This is a genomic window from Burkholderia sp. BCC1208, from assembly GCF_902833095.1.
GTDB lineage: Bacteria > Pseudomonadota > Gammaproteobacteria > Burkholderiales > Burkholderiaceae > Burkholderia.
Map to the genome: position 1 here is coordinate 247,529 of NZ_CADFDY010000010.1, position 16,799 is coordinate 264,327.

At 66.4% G+C, this 16,799-nt stretch carries 15 protein-coding genes and 1 pseudogene; 8 read left to right on the plus strand and 8 right to left on the minus strand.

Annotated features, from left to right (window positions below; translation table 11 throughout):
• Nucleotides 1–108 precede the first annotated feature (108 nt).
• Together HWX09_RS24690 and HWX09_RS24695 are read right to left on the minus strand one after the other, a co-directional pair.
• The gene (locus tag HWX09_RS24690) at nucleotides 109–876 is read right to left on the minus strand and encodes a DeoR/GlpR family DNA-binding transcription regulator (RefSeq protein ID WP_027782180.1); all 768 of its coding nucleotides are present in this window, start codon (nucleotides 874–876) and stop codon (nucleotides 109–111) included.
• A 43-nt stretch (nucleotides 877–919) separates the two neighbouring features.
• On the minus strand, nucleotides 920–1,600 hold the full coding sequence (locus HWX09_RS24695) for an MgtC/SapB family protein (RefSeq protein WP_027782179.1): 681 nt from the start codon (nucleotides 1,598–1,600) through the stop codon (nucleotides 920–922).
• Nucleotides 1,601–1,869: 269 nt separating this feature from the next.
• On the opposite strand from HWX09_RS24695, the gene HWX09_RS24700 reads away from it, so the two are divergent.
• The 3 genes from HWX09_RS24700 to HWX09_RS24710 all read left to right on the plus strand — a co-directional run bounded on the left by HWX09_RS24700 (nucleotide 1,870) and on the right by HWX09_RS24710 (nucleotide 6,382).
• Nucleotides 1,870–2,811 carry a choline ABC transporter substrate-binding protein gene (locus HWX09_RS24700; RefSeq protein ID WP_027782178.1) on the plus strand — a complete coding sequence of 314 codons (942 nt, stop codon included), beginning with the start codon at nucleotides 1,870–1,872 and terminating at the stop codon, nucleotides 2,809–2,811.
• A gap of 23 nt (nucleotides 2,812–2,834) precedes the next feature.
• A complete protein-coding gene (locus HWX09_RS24705) occupies nucleotides 2,835–3,515 on the plus strand; it encodes an HAD family hydrolase (RefSeq protein WP_027782177.1) in 681 nt (226 codons plus the stop codon).
• A 416-nt stretch (nucleotides 3,516–3,931) separates the two neighbouring features.
• Nucleotides 3,932–6,382 (plus strand): phospholipase C, phosphocholine-specific, encoded by a 2,451-nt coding sequence (locus HWX09_RS24710; protein ID WP_027782175.1) that lies wholly within the window; start codon nucleotides 3,932–3,934, stop codon nucleotides 6,380–6,382.
• Between the two features lie 75 nt (nucleotides 6,383–6,457).
• On the opposite strand, the pseudogene HWX09_RS34010 reads toward HWX09_RS24710, so the two are convergent.
• The 4 genes and pseudogenes from HWX09_RS34010 to HWX09_RS24725 all read right to left on the minus strand — a co-directional run.
• Nucleotides 6,458–6,583, minus strand: a pseudogene (locus HWX09_RS34010) ((Fe-S)-binding protein); the annotation flags it as partial.
• A gap of 33 nt (nucleotides 6,584–6,616) precedes the next feature.
• Entirely contained in the window at nucleotides 6,617–7,051 is a 435-nt protein-coding gene (locus tag HWX09_RS24715; protein WP_027782174.1) for a GNAT family N-acetyltransferase, read from the minus strand.
• Nucleotides 7,052–7,233: 182 nt separating this feature from the next.
• Nucleotides 7,234–7,434, minus strand: a complete 201-nt coding sequence (locus HWX09_RS24720; protein WP_027782173.1) for a hypothetical protein — start codon at nucleotides 7,432–7,434, stop codon at nucleotides 7,234–7,236.
• A 34-nt stretch (nucleotides 7,435–7,468) separates the two neighbouring features.
• Nucleotides 7,469–8,788 (minus strand): DUF3422 domain-containing protein, encoded by a 1,320-nt coding sequence (locus tag HWX09_RS24725; protein ID WP_027782172.1) that lies wholly within the window; start codon nucleotides 8,786–8,788, stop codon nucleotides 7,469–7,471.
• Between the two features lie 161 nt (nucleotides 8,789–8,949).
• Between HWX09_RS24725 and HWX09_RS24730 the strand changes: the two genes are divergently transcribed.
• Nucleotides 8,950–9,825: a LysR family transcriptional regulator gene (locus HWX09_RS24730; RefSeq protein WP_027782171.1), complete on the plus strand. Its 876-nt coding sequence runs from the start codon at nucleotides 8,950–8,952 to the stop codon at nucleotides 9,823–9,825.
• Nucleotides 9,826–9,852: 27 nt separating this feature from the next.
• Here HWX09_RS24730 and HWX09_RS24735 read toward each other — a convergent pair whose 3' ends face one another.
• Together HWX09_RS24735 and HWX09_RS24740 are read right to left on the minus strand one after the other, a co-directional pair.
• On the minus strand, nucleotides 9,853–10,419 hold the full coding sequence (locus HWX09_RS24735; protein WP_027782170.1) for a hypothetical protein: 567 nt from the start codon (nucleotides 10,417–10,419) through the stop codon (nucleotides 9,853–9,855).
• Nucleotides 10,420–10,795: 376 nt separating this feature from the next.
• Nucleotides 10,796–11,809, minus strand: a complete 1,014-nt coding sequence (locus tag HWX09_RS24740; protein ID WP_230469061.1) for a LysR family transcriptional regulator — start codon at nucleotides 11,807–11,809, stop codon at nucleotides 10,796–10,798.
• Between the two features lie 326 nt (nucleotides 11,810–12,135).
• Between HWX09_RS24740 and fae the strand changes: the two genes are divergently transcribed.
• The 4 genes from fae (at nucleotide 12,136) to HWX09_RS24760 (ending at nucleotide 16,694) form a co-directional block, all read left to right on the plus strand.
• Nucleotides 12,136–12,660 carry a formaldehyde-activating enzyme gene (gene fae, locus HWX09_RS24745; protein WP_027782168.1) on the plus strand — a complete coding sequence of 175 codons (525 nt, stop codon included), beginning with the start codon at nucleotides 12,136–12,138 and terminating at the stop codon, nucleotides 12,658–12,660.
• Nucleotides 12,661–12,709: 49 nt separating this feature from the next.
• Nucleotides 12,710–13,732, plus strand: coding sequence for an aldo/keto reductase (locus HWX09_RS24750; RefSeq protein WP_027782167.1), 1,023 nt, complete (start codon nucleotides 12,710–12,712; stop codon nucleotides 13,730–13,732).
• Between the two features lie 22 nt (nucleotides 13,733–13,754).
• The gene (locus HWX09_RS24755; protein ID WP_027782166.1) at nucleotides 13,755–15,206 is read left to right on the plus strand and encodes an NAD-dependent succinate-semialdehyde dehydrogenase; all 1,452 of its coding nucleotides are present in this window, start codon (nucleotides 13,755–13,757) and stop codon (nucleotides 15,204–15,206) included.
• Between the two features lie 114 nt (nucleotides 15,207–15,320).
• Nucleotides 15,321–16,694, plus strand: a complete 1,374-nt coding sequence (locus HWX09_RS24760) for an MFS transporter (protein ID WP_027782165.1) — start codon at nucleotides 15,321–15,323, stop codon at nucleotides 16,692–16,694.
• Nucleotides 16,695–16,799 lie beyond the last annotated feature (105 nt).

Here is a 16,799-nt window from a genome sequence, read left to right on the forward strand (position 1 = left end):
GCCTTCGATGTATCGGCGGATATATTACGCCAGGAAAAAACCGGTGGGCGGAATGCGCGCCGCATGGAGGGCATAACGGCAGCCGATCGTGCCGCGCGCCTTCCGGCGCTATGACAGCACGATATTCTTGATGACCTTCCTGATGCTTTTGAAGCCGCTAACCGATTCCGCCTTCTGGTCCGTCACCAGTGTGCCGATCCGCGCCGGCTCGCAGAAGCTGATCCGGCTGTTCGTGCCCAGTTTGCTGAAATCGGCCAGGATCGCCACGTCCGCCGCGTTGCTCACCATCGCGCGCGCCACTTCGGTTTCCATCCGGTCGTAGTTCGTCGCGCCTCTGACGTGATCGACGCCGACCGGCGACAGCAACGCGAGGTCGGCACGATAGCGGAAGATTTCGGCGACCGTGCCGTCGCCGACCGTCGCGGCCGCACGGCTGCCGATCATCCCGCCGAGCAGGATCGTTTCGTTCTTCGCCTGCCCCGGGTCGCTCGAACGCATCTTCAGCGCGACATCGATCGAGTTCGTGACGATCGTGAGGCCCGACAGTTTCGACAACTCCTCGGCCAGCAGCGTGGTGGTCGTGCCTGCATCGATGAACAGCGTCTGCGAGCCCGTGACCAGCCTGGCCGCCGCGCGGGCGATCGCCAGCTTCGCCTTGACGTGCGTTTGCGCGCGTTCGGCGATCGGCGCTTCGTCGCCCACCTGCACCGCGCCGCCGTGCACGCGCTTCAGTTCCCCCAGCGCCTCGAGATCGACGAGATCACGGCGCACGGTTTCCCGCGACACGTTCAGGTCGGCCATGATCCGGTCGGTGGAGACGCGCTGCATCTTCGATAACAGAAGCCGGATCCTCTGATATCGCTCTTCTTGCCACATGAAATGTCCTCGGAGTGAACGTCAATGTTATTCGAACGGCGATCTATGCTGCGCTCTCCTCCATCTTTTTGATGCCGACGAGGGTCTGCAGGGATTGACGGACGGCCTGGAACTCGGCGTTCGTCATCCGTGAAAAAACCACGTGGATGCGGTCGTCGTCCGGCTCGGCGTCATCCTGTTCGATGATGAACTGGACGATGCGCGCCTGATCGATGCCGGGCATCGCCTGCAGCGACGTCAGCTTCACGGCGCCGCGGCTCGCGAGGATGCGCACGCCCCAACGCTGCCGCGCGGCGAAGAAGCGTTTCTCGATCGGCTTCAGGCCGGCCAGGATCGCCAGCACGATCGCCGTCGCGGCGATCGCGGCCACGTACATGCCACCGCCGACGGCCAGCCCGACCGCCGCCACGACCCACAGGCTCGCCGCGGTCGTCAGGCCGCGGATGATCTCGCCGCGCAGCATGATCGAGCCGGCGCCGAGAAAGCCGATGCCCGACACGACCTGCGCGGCGACCCGCGACGGGTCCAGCGATACGTTCTTCGCGTCCTGGATATCGGCGAAGCCGAACGCCGAGACGACCATCACGAGCGCGGCACCCACCGCCACCAGCATGTGCGTGCGCAAGCCGGCCGCCCACGACAGCCGCTCGCGTTCGATACCGACGATGCTGCCGAGCAATGCCGCCAGCAGCAGGCGGGCAATGATTTCCAGCTGACTGATCATTCGAAATCTCCCTGCTTTGCCTATCCACTTGATGAAGCACGGCCCGTCCGGACCGCCGCCCGACTTTTCCTGCCTTCGCTCACTTGCCGTCGCATCCACGACCGGCAAGTTGTATTTTTGTGCGATCTTGCGATTTTGTGCTTTCTAATATACGGTACGAAAATCAACATGGCTAGACCGAAGTTCGTTCGTTTCATCCGATCAATACGATCGATCGTCGGATCCATCAGGCAATCCGATCCGAAACTCTTGCTTAGGAGACCAACATGATGAAAAAGGCATGGATACTGGCCGCAACGCTGCTGGCAACGCTTGCGACGGCCCCCGTTCACGCATCCGGGGGCGACGTCTGCAAGAAGGTGACGCTCGGCGATGTCGGCTGGAGCGACATCGCGGCCACCACCGGCGTCGCGATGATGCTGCTGGACGGCCTCGGCTACGAGGCCAGCAAGACGATCGCATCGCCGCCGATCGTGCTGGCCGGCGTGAAGAAGGCGCAGATCGACGCGTTCCTCGGCTACTGGGATCCGAGCATGACGCCGACGGTGAAGCCGTTCGTGGACGCCGGCGCCGTGCACCAGCTGCCGCAGCCCAACCTGATCGGCGCGCGCTACACGCTGGCCGTGCCGCAATACGCGTCCGACAAGGGTCTCAAGAACTTCGCCGACATCGCCAAATTCCGCGACCAGCTCGACGGCAAGATCTACGGGATCGGCGCCGGCAACAATGGCAACGCGCTGATCCAGCGAATGATCGACAAGAACGAATTCGGGCTCGGCGGCTTCAAGCTGATCGAATCGAGCGAGGCAGGGATGCTCGTTCAGGTCACGCGCGCCGTGCAGGAGCACCGGATGATCGTGTTCCTCGCGTGGGAACCGCACCCGATGAACCTCAACTACAAGATTTCGTATCTCGACGGCGGCGACAGCGTGTTCGGCCCGAACTACGGATCGGCGAAGGTTTACACGCTCGTCACGCCCGGCTATCTCGAACGCTGCCCGAACGTCGGCCGGCTGCTGACCAATCTGAAATTCACGACCGACGAAGAGAACCAGCTGATGGTGCCGATCATGAATCACGCGGATCCGGTCGCGGTCGCGAAGGAATGGGCGAAGAAGAATCCCGGCGTGCTGTCGAAGTGGCTCGACGGCGTCACGACCATCGACGGGAAAAACGCCAGGGACGCGATCGAGAAACTCATCGGCGCGTAAGCACGCAATACCAGGAACCCCACATGCACAAGAATCTCGCGCTGTTCGACCTCGACCACACGCTGTTGCCGCTCGACAGCGACCAGGCCTGGAGCCGCTTCATTACCCGGGTCGGCTGGCAGGAAGACGACGAGCATGCGGCGCTGATCGACGAGCACTACGGCCATTACGCGGCCGGCACGCTCGACATGGACGCGTATCTCGCGGTGACGCTGGCGCCGCTCACGCGTTATCCGCGTGCGCAGCTCGAACGCTGGCATGCGCAGTTCATGGACGAAGTGATCCGGCCGGCGATCACGCCGCAGGCGCGTGCGCTGGTCGACTGGCATCGCGAAAACGGCGATCTCTGCTGCATCGTCACGGCGACCAACGTCTTCGTGACCGGGCCGATCGCGGCCGAATTCGGGATCGAGCATCTGCTCGGCATCGAGCTCGATACCGACGACGGCACGCCCGGCGGGCAATTCACCGGGCGCAGCATCGGCGTGCCGAGTTTCCGCGAAGGGAAGATCGTGCGCACGACCGCATGGCTGGATTCGCTCGGCTACGCGCCGTCTGATTTCGAACGGACCTACTTCTACAGCGATTCGATCAACGACGTGCCGCTGCTGGACTACGTCACGCATCCGGTCGCCACCAATCCCGACGCGCGGCTTTCGCACGTTGCAGGCACGCGCGGGTGGCCTGTCATGAAGTTGTTCTGATTCGGGCGATATTCTCTGCTGTCCATTTCATATCTGGAGGGGTAATGAAATTCGGAGCACACAGCACCAGTCTCGATCAATCAGTAATCCGATTCGAAATGGATCGGAAGCATGTCGTACCGCCTCGCCCGTCGGAAAGCCGCTTTCCGCACTGGCGCGGCATTTTCATGATCGCGCTCCTGTGCACGCTGGCCGGCTGCGGCGACGGCGACTCGGGTGCAGCGGGCAACGTAGCCGCCGTCCGCGCATCGGCACCAGGTTCGGCATCCGCGCCGGTCCTGCACTGCGCGAGCGCGTGTCACTGACCGACGCAGGCCCCATGGCCGGGTAGCGGAAAACGGGCAAAAGCCCGCGCACCGCGCGGCGAACGGCCGCATCCGGCGAGTCCGACCGGCAATTCACGACAAAGAGCGATCATGCAAAACAAATCCACGACACGACGCCAGTTCCTGGCCGATGCGCTGAAACTCGCGGGCGCCACCGCGGTCACCGGCATGCTGCCCGAGAGCATCCTGCGCGCGCAGTCGATTCCGGCGGCGACCGTCACCGGCACCCTTCAGGACGTCAAGCACGTCGTCATCCTGATGCAGGAAAACCGGTCGTTCGACCACTATCTCGGCACGCTGCGCGGCGCGCGCGGCTTCGGCGATCCTCGGCCGGTCGTGATTTCGAGCGGCTATCCGGTGTGGCGCCAGCCCTGGATGCTGTCCTACGTGTTCCCGTTCAACCCGACCCCGCCCGCCGGCGTGGCGAACGGCGACACCTATTACGGCGATCTCGATCACAGCTGGAACGGTACGCACAGTGCCTGGAACAGCGGCCGCTATGACAACTGGGTCGCGGCGAAGACCACCGGCACGATGTACTACTTCACGCAGAACGACATTCCGTTCTACTACGCGCTGGCGAGCGCATTCACCGTGTGCGACGGCTACCACTGCTCGATGCTCGGCCCGACCGACCCGAACCGCCTGTATCTGTGGACCGGATGCTGCGGCAACGTCGCCGGCTATTCGCCGTACACGACGAACACGATGACCGGCACCGGGTGGACCACCGTGCCGGAACGATTGAACGCGGCCGGCGTCACGTGGAAGTTCTACCAGGACAAGGGCAACGGACTGGATTCCGGCCACGGCTACGGCGAATACAACGGCTCCAGCAAGGATCTGTGGTGGAACGGCAACTACGGCGACAACGTCATCCTGAACTTCAAGCAGTACCAGAACCTCGGCGCAAACGATCCGCTCGCGCCGGCGCTCAACGGCACGCAGATCGATCCAGCCGGGGGCGGTAAGGAATACGACACGAATCTTTTCAGCCAGTTACAGGCCGACGTCGCGAACGACACGCTGCCGCAGGTGTCCTGGATCGCCGCGCCTTACGCATATTGCGAACATCCGTCGTGGGCCGCGAGCGGCGGCGAATGGTACGTGAGCAACGTCCTCAACGCGCTGACGTCGAATCCGAAGGTATGGGCCAGCACGGTGCTGCTCGTGATGTATGACGAGAACGACGGCCTGTTCGATCACGTGCCGCCGGCCGTCCCGTCGAGCGCCTACGCCGGCACCGGCCAGTCGACCGTATCGACGGCGGCGGAATTCGTCGCCAGCGGCGGTGGCGCATCGGACGGATCGGCCAGCGGCGACGTGCCGATCGGACTCGGCCCGCGTGTGCCGATGTTCGTGATCTCGCCATGGTCGAAGGGCGGCAAGGTCAATTCGCAGGTCTTCGACCACACGTCGGTAATCCGCTTTCTGGAAGCGCGCTTCGGACTGCAGGAAACCAACATCACGCCGTGGCGGCGCACGGTATGCGGCGATCTCACGTCGGCATTCGATTTCGCGAATCCCGACCAGACGATTCCGGCGATCCCGGGGCCCGCCAGCAACATGGATCCGAACGGCTCGACGGTCCTGATCCCCTACCCCACCACGACGGCGGTGCCGGCCCAGACGGCCGGCCGCAACGGCGCCTGCCGGCTGCCATACGAGTTCTTCGTCCAGGGCAAGGTCAACCGGTCCGGCAAGACGCTCGCGCTGACGATGACCAACACCGGCGCGGCCGGCGTGCATCTGCAGGCGTGGGTCGACGGTACCAGCACGATCCCGCGTCAATACACGATCGGTGCCGGCACGAGTGCGTGCGCTGCCCTGTCGGACGCGCTCGCACTGAATTCGGGTGGCGGCTACGACTATTCGATCTACGGCCCGAACGGGTTCCTGCAAACGTTCCGCGGCAACATCGGCGCGTCGGGAAACACGGGATCGAGAGCCGAAGTCAGCCTTTGCTACGACGTGCAGAACGGCAACGTGCAGATCACGCTCGACAACTCCACCGGTTCGAGCGCGACGACGTTCCAGCTCGTCGACAACGCGTACGGAATGAATACGGCGCAGTCCGTGAGCGTGCCCGCCGGTGCGACCCGAGCCGTCACGTGGTATGGGGATGCCGGCTGGTACGACGCGAGCATACGCGACGCGAACGACCCGAATTTCCTGCGCCGCGTGGCCGGCTGCGTGCAAGCGCAATCCGGTGCGTTGCTGACGGATTCGGCCATCGGCAATACGAACGGGAAATTCGTCGCGACGCTGGCGTCGCAGGGGGCGTCGTACGGCACGCTGCGATTCGACTACCTCGTGCCGCCGTGGCGCCACAGCCCGAAGAACTGGGTTGGCATCTATGCGCGCGGCGCGCAGCCGACCAAGGGCAACTACAAGTCGTGGGCGTACCTGCCCAAAAGCACGGGCTCGCTGCTGTTCTCGTCCACTGCGAACAGCACGCTGGCGTCGGGCCAGTACGACGCGTGGTATCTGTTCGACGACGGCTACACGCCGCTCGCGGGCCCCGTCGCGATCAGCATCTGAGCGCGCGGCGGTACCGCCATTGTCCAAGGCCCCCGGCCGGCGCGCGTTCATGGCGCGCGTCGCCGGGCGCCGCGCTTATACGAGCAGGTCTTCGTAAAACGCGCCGAACGGCCGCGTCGGGTGGGCGATCTGGATTTCAAGGATCCACAGGCCGGCGGCCGGCGCGGCATCGAAATCGCCGAGATTGCCGGCCTTGTAGATGTCGCGAACAAACCCGTTGCCCGGAAAACGCGCTCAAAGCACCTTGACCATGAACACGCGCGCCGCGCCTTCCGGCTCGCACGGCACTTCGCCGAACGTCTCGTAACCGTGCTTCCGATAGAAATCCGGCGCCTGGAACGAGATCGTGTACAGCACCGCACGTGCGCAACCGCGCCGCTTCGCTTCCGCTTCGGCCTCGCGCAGCAGCCGGCTGCCGAAGCCGCCGCCGCGCAGCGACTCGGGCAGATAGAACAGGTCGATGAAGAACAGGCCGAGCGACGTCCGGCCGGCGAGACCGCCCAATACCTCGCCGGTCGCGCGGTCGGTCACGTAGACGTCGAGCGCGGCCTCATCGGTGCGCCCCGCCATCGCATGGTTGAATTCGCCGAGCTTGCGGCTGATGAAGTCTCGGGCGGCCGGCTGGCCGGTGTCGGTCAGTCGAAGGGTGACGTCGGGATCGGGCGTCATCGGGCGAACGCGTGCGTGAATAGGCCGCCGGGCGTGCAGCACCCGCTGCGGGCGTCGCACGACTATAGCGCGCGTCATGCGCTCACGCCATCGCAAACGCCGCCGTGAGGCCGCGACGACCACGCCGTTTCACTCGAACGAAACGCCCGCGTCACGTCGATACGACGCGAACGGAACGCGCGTCAGTTGTACCCGAGAATCGCCACCGCCGCGACATCCGGCCGATCGAGCGTACCGCCGACGAGCGACGTCATCGGCTCCTGCAGCACGGCCTGATACGAGGTCACGCGTACGTCTTCCGGTGCGCCGGTTTCGTCCTGGACCGGTTCGTCGAAGGCATCGATGCCGCTGAAGCGTGCGAATCGCGTTTGCATGAAAGTCATCTCCACTCCTTTGCTTTGATATGTCGTTGATGTTCTAGCTTGCCCGCTTCAACGCCACCGCATGCGCGGGCTCACCGTCATGCGCCGACTCGGACCGCGCAAGCTGCGCACGTGTGCGTCGCGTGACGTGGATCACCGCGAACACGACCGGCGCGATCAGCAGCCCTTCCGCCAGTTCGGGATCGATCGGCAGGTTCATCACGTGCAGCGCCTTGAACACCGCCGTCGCGAGCGACAGCACGTAGTACGAAATGGCGGCCACCGACAGCCCTTCGACCGCGTGCTGCAAATGAAGCTGGTTGCGCGCGGTGCGCTCCATGCCGGCCAGCAGCCGCGTGACGTCCTTTTCCTGCGCGAGATTCACGCGGGTGCGCAGCAGGTCGACCGCACGCGCGATCCGCGCGGCGATCTGTTCGTGGCGCGCCCATACGCTGCGGCACGTTTCCATTGCCGGCGCGAAGCGTCGCTCCATGAATTCGGCGATCGTCGGCATCCCTTCGATACGCTCCTCGCGCAATTCCTGGATGCGCGCCAGCACGAGCTTTTCGTACGCGCGCGACGCGCTGAAGCGCGCCCCCGATCCCGACAACGATTCGACCCGCACCGCGAGATGCGTGAGCTTGACCAGCAGCGCCGCGTCGTCGCCGTCGGCGCCGCTCGCGTCCATCCGCTGCATCGACGCATGCAGCGCCGCGTGAATTTCGTCGAGCTCGCAACTCATCCGGCGCGCGACCGGCAGCGCAAGCAGCGCCATCATCCGGTACGTTTCGATTTCGTACAGACGCTGCAACAGGCGGCCGCCCTGCTCCTCGCGAAAATCCTCGTCGACGACGAGAAAACGCATGAAGCCGTCGTCGCGCACGTGCCAGTCGCAAAACACCTTGCCGCCGCCGAGCACGCTGCTGCCGACGAGCGCGGGGCCGTCGATCCAACGGCGCAGGTCGCCGCACACGAGCCGCGCGGCGTCGCCCGACAGCAGTTCCATCCGCACCGCGACGAAGCGGATGCCGGCCAGCCGCGCGAACCACGCGGCCGGGATGCCCTCGATCGCGAGATCGTCGAAATAACCGGTGTCGCGACGCGGCGCGACGAACGTGAAGGTCGAGAATTCGGTGTGGCGCTCCCACTTCAGGTGCCAGCCGGACGGCGACTGCACCGCATGGTGCGTCGCGCCTTCGTGCGGCGCGTCGATGCCCGTGTCGCGGCACAGCGCGTGCAGCAGCGTTTCGTGGATGTCGGGCCGACCGTCCGCATAGATCGCGTAATGCGTGAGCGACACGGCTTCGGCGAGCCGCAGGAACGGCCGCGCATGCAATTCCGCGGCCAGCGCGGCGCGCAACGGATGGTCCATCATCGATTCACCACGCTTTCCTGTTCAGTCCCGCGCGCCGGATCGTCCGGCCCGACCGCCGCGCCACCCTCGGGTGAAGCGCCAGCGTGATCGCACTATGGCAGACACATAGCAACAATAAAAACGCATAATGCTGATCGTTACGTTCAGTTTTCCTGATACCCATGAAGATGCTCGATCACGACGTGCTGGCCACCGTCGTCGCCGTCGCGGAAACCGGCAACATGACCCGCGCGGCCGAGGCCGTGAACCGCTCGCAGTCGGCGGTGAGCATGCAGATCAAGAGCCTGGAAGACGCGATCGGCCGGCCGCTGTTCGTGCGCAAGCCGCGCAGCATCGTGCTGACGCGCGAGGGCGAGGTGCTGCTGGGATTCGCCAGACGAATGCTGGCGCTGCGCGACGAGGCATGGGCGGCCGTGGTGCGGCCGGAAGTGACCGGCAAGGTCGTGATCGGCGTGCCGGACGACTATGCATCGTCGCTGCTGCCGTCGGTGCTGAAGAAATTCTCCGCGACCTACCCGAAGGTCGAGATTCAGGTGATGGGGCTGCCGAGCAGCGCGCTCGCGCCGCTGATCAAGGAGGGCACCGTCGATCTCGTCTGCGGGACGCGCATCAAGGGGCTCACCGGCGACTTCATCCGCCACGAGCCGATGGCGTGGGCCGCGATGACGAACGGGCCGCGCGTCTGGGAGGAACGGCCGTTGCCGATCGCGGTGTTCATGCCAGGCAGCGTCGCGCGCGAGAACGCGATCCGCAGCCTCGAACGTGCGAAAGTGCCGTACCGCACGTCGTATGAAAGCCCGAGCCTGCTCGGGCTGCTCAGCATGGTCGAAGCCGGCCTCGCGGTCGCGCCGCTCGCCCGCTGCGCGATTCCCGCGCAACTGTCGATGCTCGGCCGCTCGCACGGGTTGCCCGACCTGCCGCCGCTCGAGCTGATCCTCGCGCGCAGCACCAAGTCGAAACGGCCGCCGTGCGACTTTCTCGCGGAACAATTGATGGAAGACCTGCAACGGCAGACCGGACAGACCGGCGACGCCTGAGCCCGTCGGCGCCCGCTCGCCGCGGCGTCATCCGTGGCCGCTCGCGCCATGCCCGACCGCACCCAACGCCGCATTGACGATGCCGGCCACCGTATCGACGAGCGCTTCCAGCGTGTCGCCGTGCACGTGCCGCCCTGCCGGCGGAACGCGCTCGCTGCGCCGGCCGCCCCACTGCGAACCTGCCGTGACCGACAGCGTCGCGCTGAATCGTTGGCCGTGCCGTCGGCCGAAGATGCCGATGCGCCGCTCGGCGACGTAAGCCTGTTCGGGCAGAAACAATCTGATTTCGACCGCCACTTGATCGGGGTCGGCCGCGCCCGCGTGCGCATCGAACGCCGGCGCGAATACTTTGACGATGCGGAACGTCACGTGGGAATCCCACGCGGCGAGTGGCCCGCCGGCCGCATCGACGCGCTCGGCGTCGACCGACCATTGATGGCGATCGGGCACGCGAATCGCCTGGCGCAGCAGCACGTCCGCCGCGCGAACCGTCACCGTCAACTGCCGGGCAAGCTGCCCGCCCGACGGCAACGCCGCGGCGTGCGCGCGACGGGCAGCCGGGCGCGCGATACGCACTTCTTCCGTAAGGTACATGGGCCCTCCCTGTTCAGGGTAGCGCCGCGTTCGACGCAGCGCACAAACGGCCACCGTCGATGGCCGCCGGACAGCACGGCGGCCGGCGACTCGGCGGCGGATTAGCCGAGCAATCGCCGTTCCCGGCTTGGCGGGCGCCGACCGCGAGCCGCAGCCGGCACGCACCTGCGACCGGCGACCTCGAAGCGGGAAAGGTATGAATGAAGGTCATGGCGCGGACGGAAGCCGTCCCGGCTGCTCGACACGTCCCCAGCTTGGAAGAAACCGTATCAACGCCGTGCAAAAAAACGGGGCAGCCGTGCAAAAAACGGCATGCGCGCCGGGATCGCGCCCCGCACGCCATGCTGGCGGCGTCGCCTGCGCCGCGGGCGCCGCGTTACGCGAACGCCGCGAGCGACGCGCGCCGCCGCTCGTCGACCATCGATTCGATCAGCGAGACGAGATCGTCGGTCAGCGGATCGCAGATGCCGGGCGAGCGATGCAGTTCGAGATCGGCCGCCGGCAGCGGCGGCAGCCCGTCCGCCTCGTCGAGCACGCGCCAGTTCTCTGGCAGCGTGCAGCGATCGATCATCGTCACGGCCGCGCCGTGGTTCACCGCGATCTTGATACCGGTCGGGCTCTGGCTCGTATAGACGACGTGATACGGCCGCTCGGCCGTCGCGAGCGCCTGCAGCCCGCGTTGCCGGTAGCAGCACGTCTCGGGAAACAGCGCGAGCGGCACCGACGCATCCGGGTCGAGCGCGAAATCGTGATGCGCGGCCCACACGACGTCGTGACGGCCGAGCAGCCGCCCACCCGCGTTCGGTCCGTGCCGCACGACGAGCGCGACGTCGAGCTCGCCGGCGTGCAGCCGCTCGATCAGTTCGAGCGACGTGCGGCAATGCACGTGCAGGCGTGCACCCGGCCGTAGCGCATAGAACGACTTCAGCAGGTCGGGCAGCCACAGCTCCGCGTAGTCCTCCGGCAGCCCGAAGCGCACGATGCCGCGATCGCTGCTCGCCTGCTTCAGCGCGCGGATCGCGTCGTTCTGCACCTGGATGATCCGCCGCGCGTGAATCAGGAAATTCTCGCCGTCCCGCGACAGTTCGAGCCGCCGGCTGTTGCGCATGAACAGGTGCGTGTCGAGCCGCTCCTCCAGCGTGCGGATGCGCAGGCTGATCGTCGATTGCGTGCGATGCAGTTGCCGGGCCGCCGCGGTGAAGCCGCCGCTTTCGACGACCGCGACGAACGCGCGGATCAGCTCCGGGTCGAGCGACGTCAGCTTGGACCAGTCGGGCTTCGAGAAAACGCCGGGCCGCCCCGGGCTCTCCGCCCTGGACGAGCCCCCCGGGAGCGCGGGCTCCACCTGGGGGGACTGGCGCAGCGCGCCAGATTTCTCAATGGCAGCCATCGGAATTACTCGCTTTCGAAAATGGAAGGGAACACGAAAGATAGGGCTCGGAGTACGCCGATTGTTGTCCGGATGCACGCGGCCCTCCAACCCCTGGCCGGGTATGACAAACCCGGAGCCGGTATGCGAACGCCCCTTCGCCGCCCGCACGCCGCCGCTCGTCGAGACGGCCGCTGCGGGCCGCCCGGCGGGCGGCCGCGCGCCGGGCTCGGGGCTTTCCCGGAGACGACGAAAACTCATACCTCGATCAGGAAACATCGATTCACCGGCCGCATCGCGGCCCACCACAATCGCCTCACACCCAACCTCATCGACGAGACATTGCAATGACCGCATCCCAACCCAGGCAGCTTTACATCGGCGAAGGCTTCGAAGGCCCCGGCGTCAACCTCGCGCACATCAACGTGCTGGTCGGCCCGCGCAACGGCCCGGCGGGCCAGGCGTTCGCGACCGCGCTCGCGACGCCGTCGGCCGGCCATGCGCCGTTCGTCGTGATCGCGCAGCCGGGCATACCGACCAAGCCGCTCACGCTATACGTGAACAAGGCGCAGATCGCCGGCGACTTCCACGGCAATGCCACGTGGGGCGCGTCGCAGGCCGGCATCGCGAAGGCCGTGGCCGAAGCGCTCGAGAACGGCACGCTGCCGCCCGAAGCGGAGAACGACTGGGTCGTCGTGTCGGCGAACTGGGTGAACCCGCAGACCGACGATCTCGATGCCGTGTTCGAGAACAACTACCGCGCGTGCCGCAACGCGATCGTCGCGGCGATGGAAGGATTGCCGCATCGCGACGCAGTGTTCGCCGCCGCACGCGACGTGTCGAACCCGTTCTACACGCCGAAAAAGAACTGACGGAACTGACCGACAACGCGCGGCCGGCCAGGCCGCATCAGGAGGAAGCATGGAATACGTCCGCCTCGGCCAGTCCGGCCTGAAGGTGTCCCGCCTGTGTCTCGGCACGATGAACATGGGCACGCCCGAGTGGAAGCCGTGGATCTTCGACGAAGCGCAGAGCGAGCCGATCGTGCGCCGCGCGCTCGATGCCGGCGTCAACTTCATCGATCTCGCGGATTTCTATTCGACGGGGGTCGGCGAGGAAGTGGTCGGCCGCATCCTGAAGCGCAACGCGCGCCGCGAGGAGCTCGTCGTGACGACCAAGGTCGGCTACGACATGGGCAGCGATCCGAATGCGGGCGGCCATTCGCGCAAGCACGTGCTCGACGGCATCGACGGGTCGCTCAAGCGTCTCGGGATGGATTACGTCGACATCTTCATGCTGCATTTCTTCGACGTGAACACACCCGTCGAGGAAACGATGAGCACGCTGCACGACATCGTGCGCGCGGGCAAGGCGCGCTACATCGGCGTGTCGACGATGTACACGTGGCAGTTCGCGAAGATCATGCAGGCCTGCGAACGAAACGGCTGGGACAAGCCGGTCAACATGCAGCTGCAGCTCAATCTCGCCTATCGCGAGGAAGAGCGCGAGATGGTGCCGTACTGCATCGACCAGGGTGTCGGCGTCTCGGTGTTCAGCCCGCTTGCGCGCGGCCTGCTGACCTGCGAGCCGCAATCGACGCGCAACCAGACCGACTTCTTCACCGCGCAGATGTACGGCGACGCGTCGTCGCTCGCGATCGCCGCGTCGGTCGCGAAGGTCGCGAAGCGGCGCGGCGTGCCGCCCGCGCAGATCGCGCAGGCGTGGGTGCTGAGCCGCCCCGGCGTCGCGAGCATGCTGGTCGGCGCGGATTCCGTCGCGCAGTTCGACAGCGCGCTCGGCGCGCTCGAAACGCGGCTCACCGAGGAAGAACTGCACGAACTGGAGCGCAACTACACGCCGTGCGACCTGATCAACGATTACACGGCCGGCAAGCGCATCGCGCGCGAGTCGCGCCCGGCGCAGGGCAGTTTCGCGGCAGACTGAAACACTGAAGGAACGACATACGATGAACGAATTTCTGAGGACCGGCCATTACATCGGCGGGGAATGGCACGAATCGCATGGCGCGAGCGATGCGACCTATCCGGTGCTGAACCCGGCGACCGGCGAGACGATCGCGAAGGTCGCGAAAGGCGGCGCCGACGACACGCAGCGCGCGATCGACGCGGCCGCCCACGCACTTCCCGCATGGCGCGCGCTGACCGCGAAGGAGCGCGGCGCCCGCGTGAAGCGCTGGGGCGAACTGATGCTCGAACACCGCGACGCGCTCGCCGAGCTGCTGACGCGCGAACAGGGCAAGCCGCTCGCGGAGGCGCGCGGCGAAGTGGCCTACGCGGCCAGCTTTCTCGAATGGTTCGCCGAAGAAGCGAAGCGCATGTACGGCGACGTGATCCCGAGCCCGAAGCCGAATGCGCAAATCGTCGTCACGCGCGAGCCGGTCGGTGTCGTCGCGGCGATCACGCCGTGGAATTTCCCGCTCGCGATGATCACGCGCAAGGCCGGCCCGGCACTCGCGGCCGGCTGCACGATGGTGCTCAAGCCGTCCGAGGAAACGCCTCTGTCGGCGTTCGCGCTCGCGGTGCTCGCCGAGCGCGCCGGCGTGCCGGCCGGCGTGTTCAACGTGGTGTCGGGTGACGCGATCGCGATCGGCGAGACGCTGACGAGCTCGCCCGTCGTGCGCAAGCTGTCGTTCACGGGCTCGACGCGGGTCGGCAAGCTGCTCGCGAAGCAGTCGGCCGATACGCTGAAGAAGCTGTCGCTCGAACTCGGCGGCAACGCGCCGTTCATCGTGTTCGACGACGCCGATCTCGATGCGGCGGTCGACGGCGCGATCGCGTCGAAGTTCCGCAACACCGGCCAGACCTGCGTGTGCGTGAACCGCTTCCTCGTGCAGGACGGCGTGTACGACGCGTTCACGCGCAAGCTCGCGGACGCCGTGCGCACGCTGCGGGTCGGCAACGCGCTCGCGGGTGAAGTCGACCAGGGCCCGCTGATCAACGAAGCGGCGCTCGGCAAGGTCGAGCGACACGTGGCGGACGCCACCGCGAAGGGTGCGCATGCGTTGACCGGCGGCAAGCGTCACGCGCTCGGCGGCACCTTCTACGAACCGACCGTGCTGACCGGCATGACGCCCGACATGCTGATCGCCGAAGAGGAAACGTTCGGCCCCGTCGCCGGCTGCTTCCGCTTCACGACTGAAGAAGAAGCCATCGCCGCGGCGAACGACACGCCGTTCGGGCTGTCCGCGTATTTCTACACGCGCGACCTCGGCCGCGCATGGCGCGTGTCCGGCGCACTGGAGAGCGGGATGGTCGGCGTCAACGACGGGATCATCTCGACCGAAGTCGCGCCGTTCGGCGGCGTCAAGCAATCGGGGCTCGGGCGCGAAGGCTCGAAGTACGGCCTCGACGAGTACGTGGAGCTCAAGTACACGCTGATGGCCGGCCTCGGCCGCTGACCGTTCCCCGCGGTCGATCCGCGCCGCGTGCCGCCCGGCCGCGCGGCGCTCGCGCGGCTGTCGCGGCGTCGTCCGACGCCCGCGCGCCGCATGCATAACAATTCCGGAGGCAGCTTGACCCAAGCCAACGTTCAATCCGGCACCGCGCGCGCGTTGCCGCTGTCGCGCGACGCCGACGCACCGCGCCGCCCCGTCGCGCTCGACGACGTGCCGCTCAACCGTTTCCACGTGAAGATCGCCGGCCTGACGTTCGGCGCGCATTTCACCGAGGGCTACACGCTCGGCACGATCGGCTATGCGCTCGCCGCGCTCGGCAAGCAGATGCCGATCGACGCGTTCTGGATGGGGATGATCGGCAGCTCGGCGCTGATCGGCATCTTCTTCGGCAGCCTCGTGTTCGGCTGGCTGTCCGACCGCATGGGCCGGCAGAAGATCTTCCTGACGAGCTTCGTGATCATCACCGCGGCCGCGTTCGCGCAATTCTTCGTGAGCTCGCCGCTCGAACTGTGCATGCTGCGCGTGCTGATCGGCTTCGGGATGGGCGGCGACTTCACGGTCGGCCACGCGATCCTCGCCGAATTCTCGCCGCGCAAGCATCGCGGCGCGTTGCTCGGCTCGTTCAGCGTGATCTGGACGATCGGCTATGTCGCCGCGAACGTGCTCGGCCTCGCGTACAGCGACGCCGCGCCCGATGCATGGCGCTGGCTGCTCGCGTCGGCCGCGCTGCCGGCGCTGATCGTGCTGGTGCTGCGGATCGGCACGCCCGAGTCGCCGCGCTGGCTACTCGGCAAGGGCCGCGTGCAGGAGGCACGCGCGATCGTCGCGAAGCATTTCGGGCCGCATGTGATGCTCGACGGTTCGGCCGAACCGCATGCAAATACGGGCTTTGCGCGCTTGTTCCGGCGCGACCTGATCCGCCGGACGGTCTTCAATTGCGCGTTCTTCGTGTGTCTCGTGATTCCGTACTTCGCGATCTATACGTTCCTGCCGACGATCCTGAAGACGATCGGCCTCGCAGAAGGCTTCGGCGCCGACCTGCTGCTGAACGGCTTCCTCGTGCTCGGCGCGCTGATCGGCATCTGGCTGACGATCCGGCTGTCGCGGCGCGGCTTCCTGATCGGCTCGTTCGCTGTGACGTGCGCGTCGCTCGTCGCGCTGGCGGTGCTGCCGTCGTCGGCGGCCGTCGCGATGATCGTCGCGTTCGCGATCTTCACGCTGACGATGTCGGCGTTCAGCAATCTCGTCGGCGTGTTTCCGCCCGAGTGCTTTCCGACCGAAGTGCGCGCAAGCGGGGTCGGGCTGGCGATCGCGTGCAGCCGGCTCGGCTCGGCGATCGGCACGTTCCTGCTGCCGGTCGGTATCGCGACGCTCGGGTTTCACGCGACGATGTTCGCGCTGGCGGGCGTGCTGCTGGCGGGGATGATCGTGTCGATCGCGTGGGCGCCGGAGACGAAGCATCTGACGCTGGAGGAGGCGGCGGGGCATTGAAGCGTGCGCGGTGTCGACGGCAGGAGGTGCGGCATCACGCTCGCAACGAAGGAACCCGGCCATGGCCGGGTTCCTTCGTTTGTAACGCATACTTAGCCACTGACG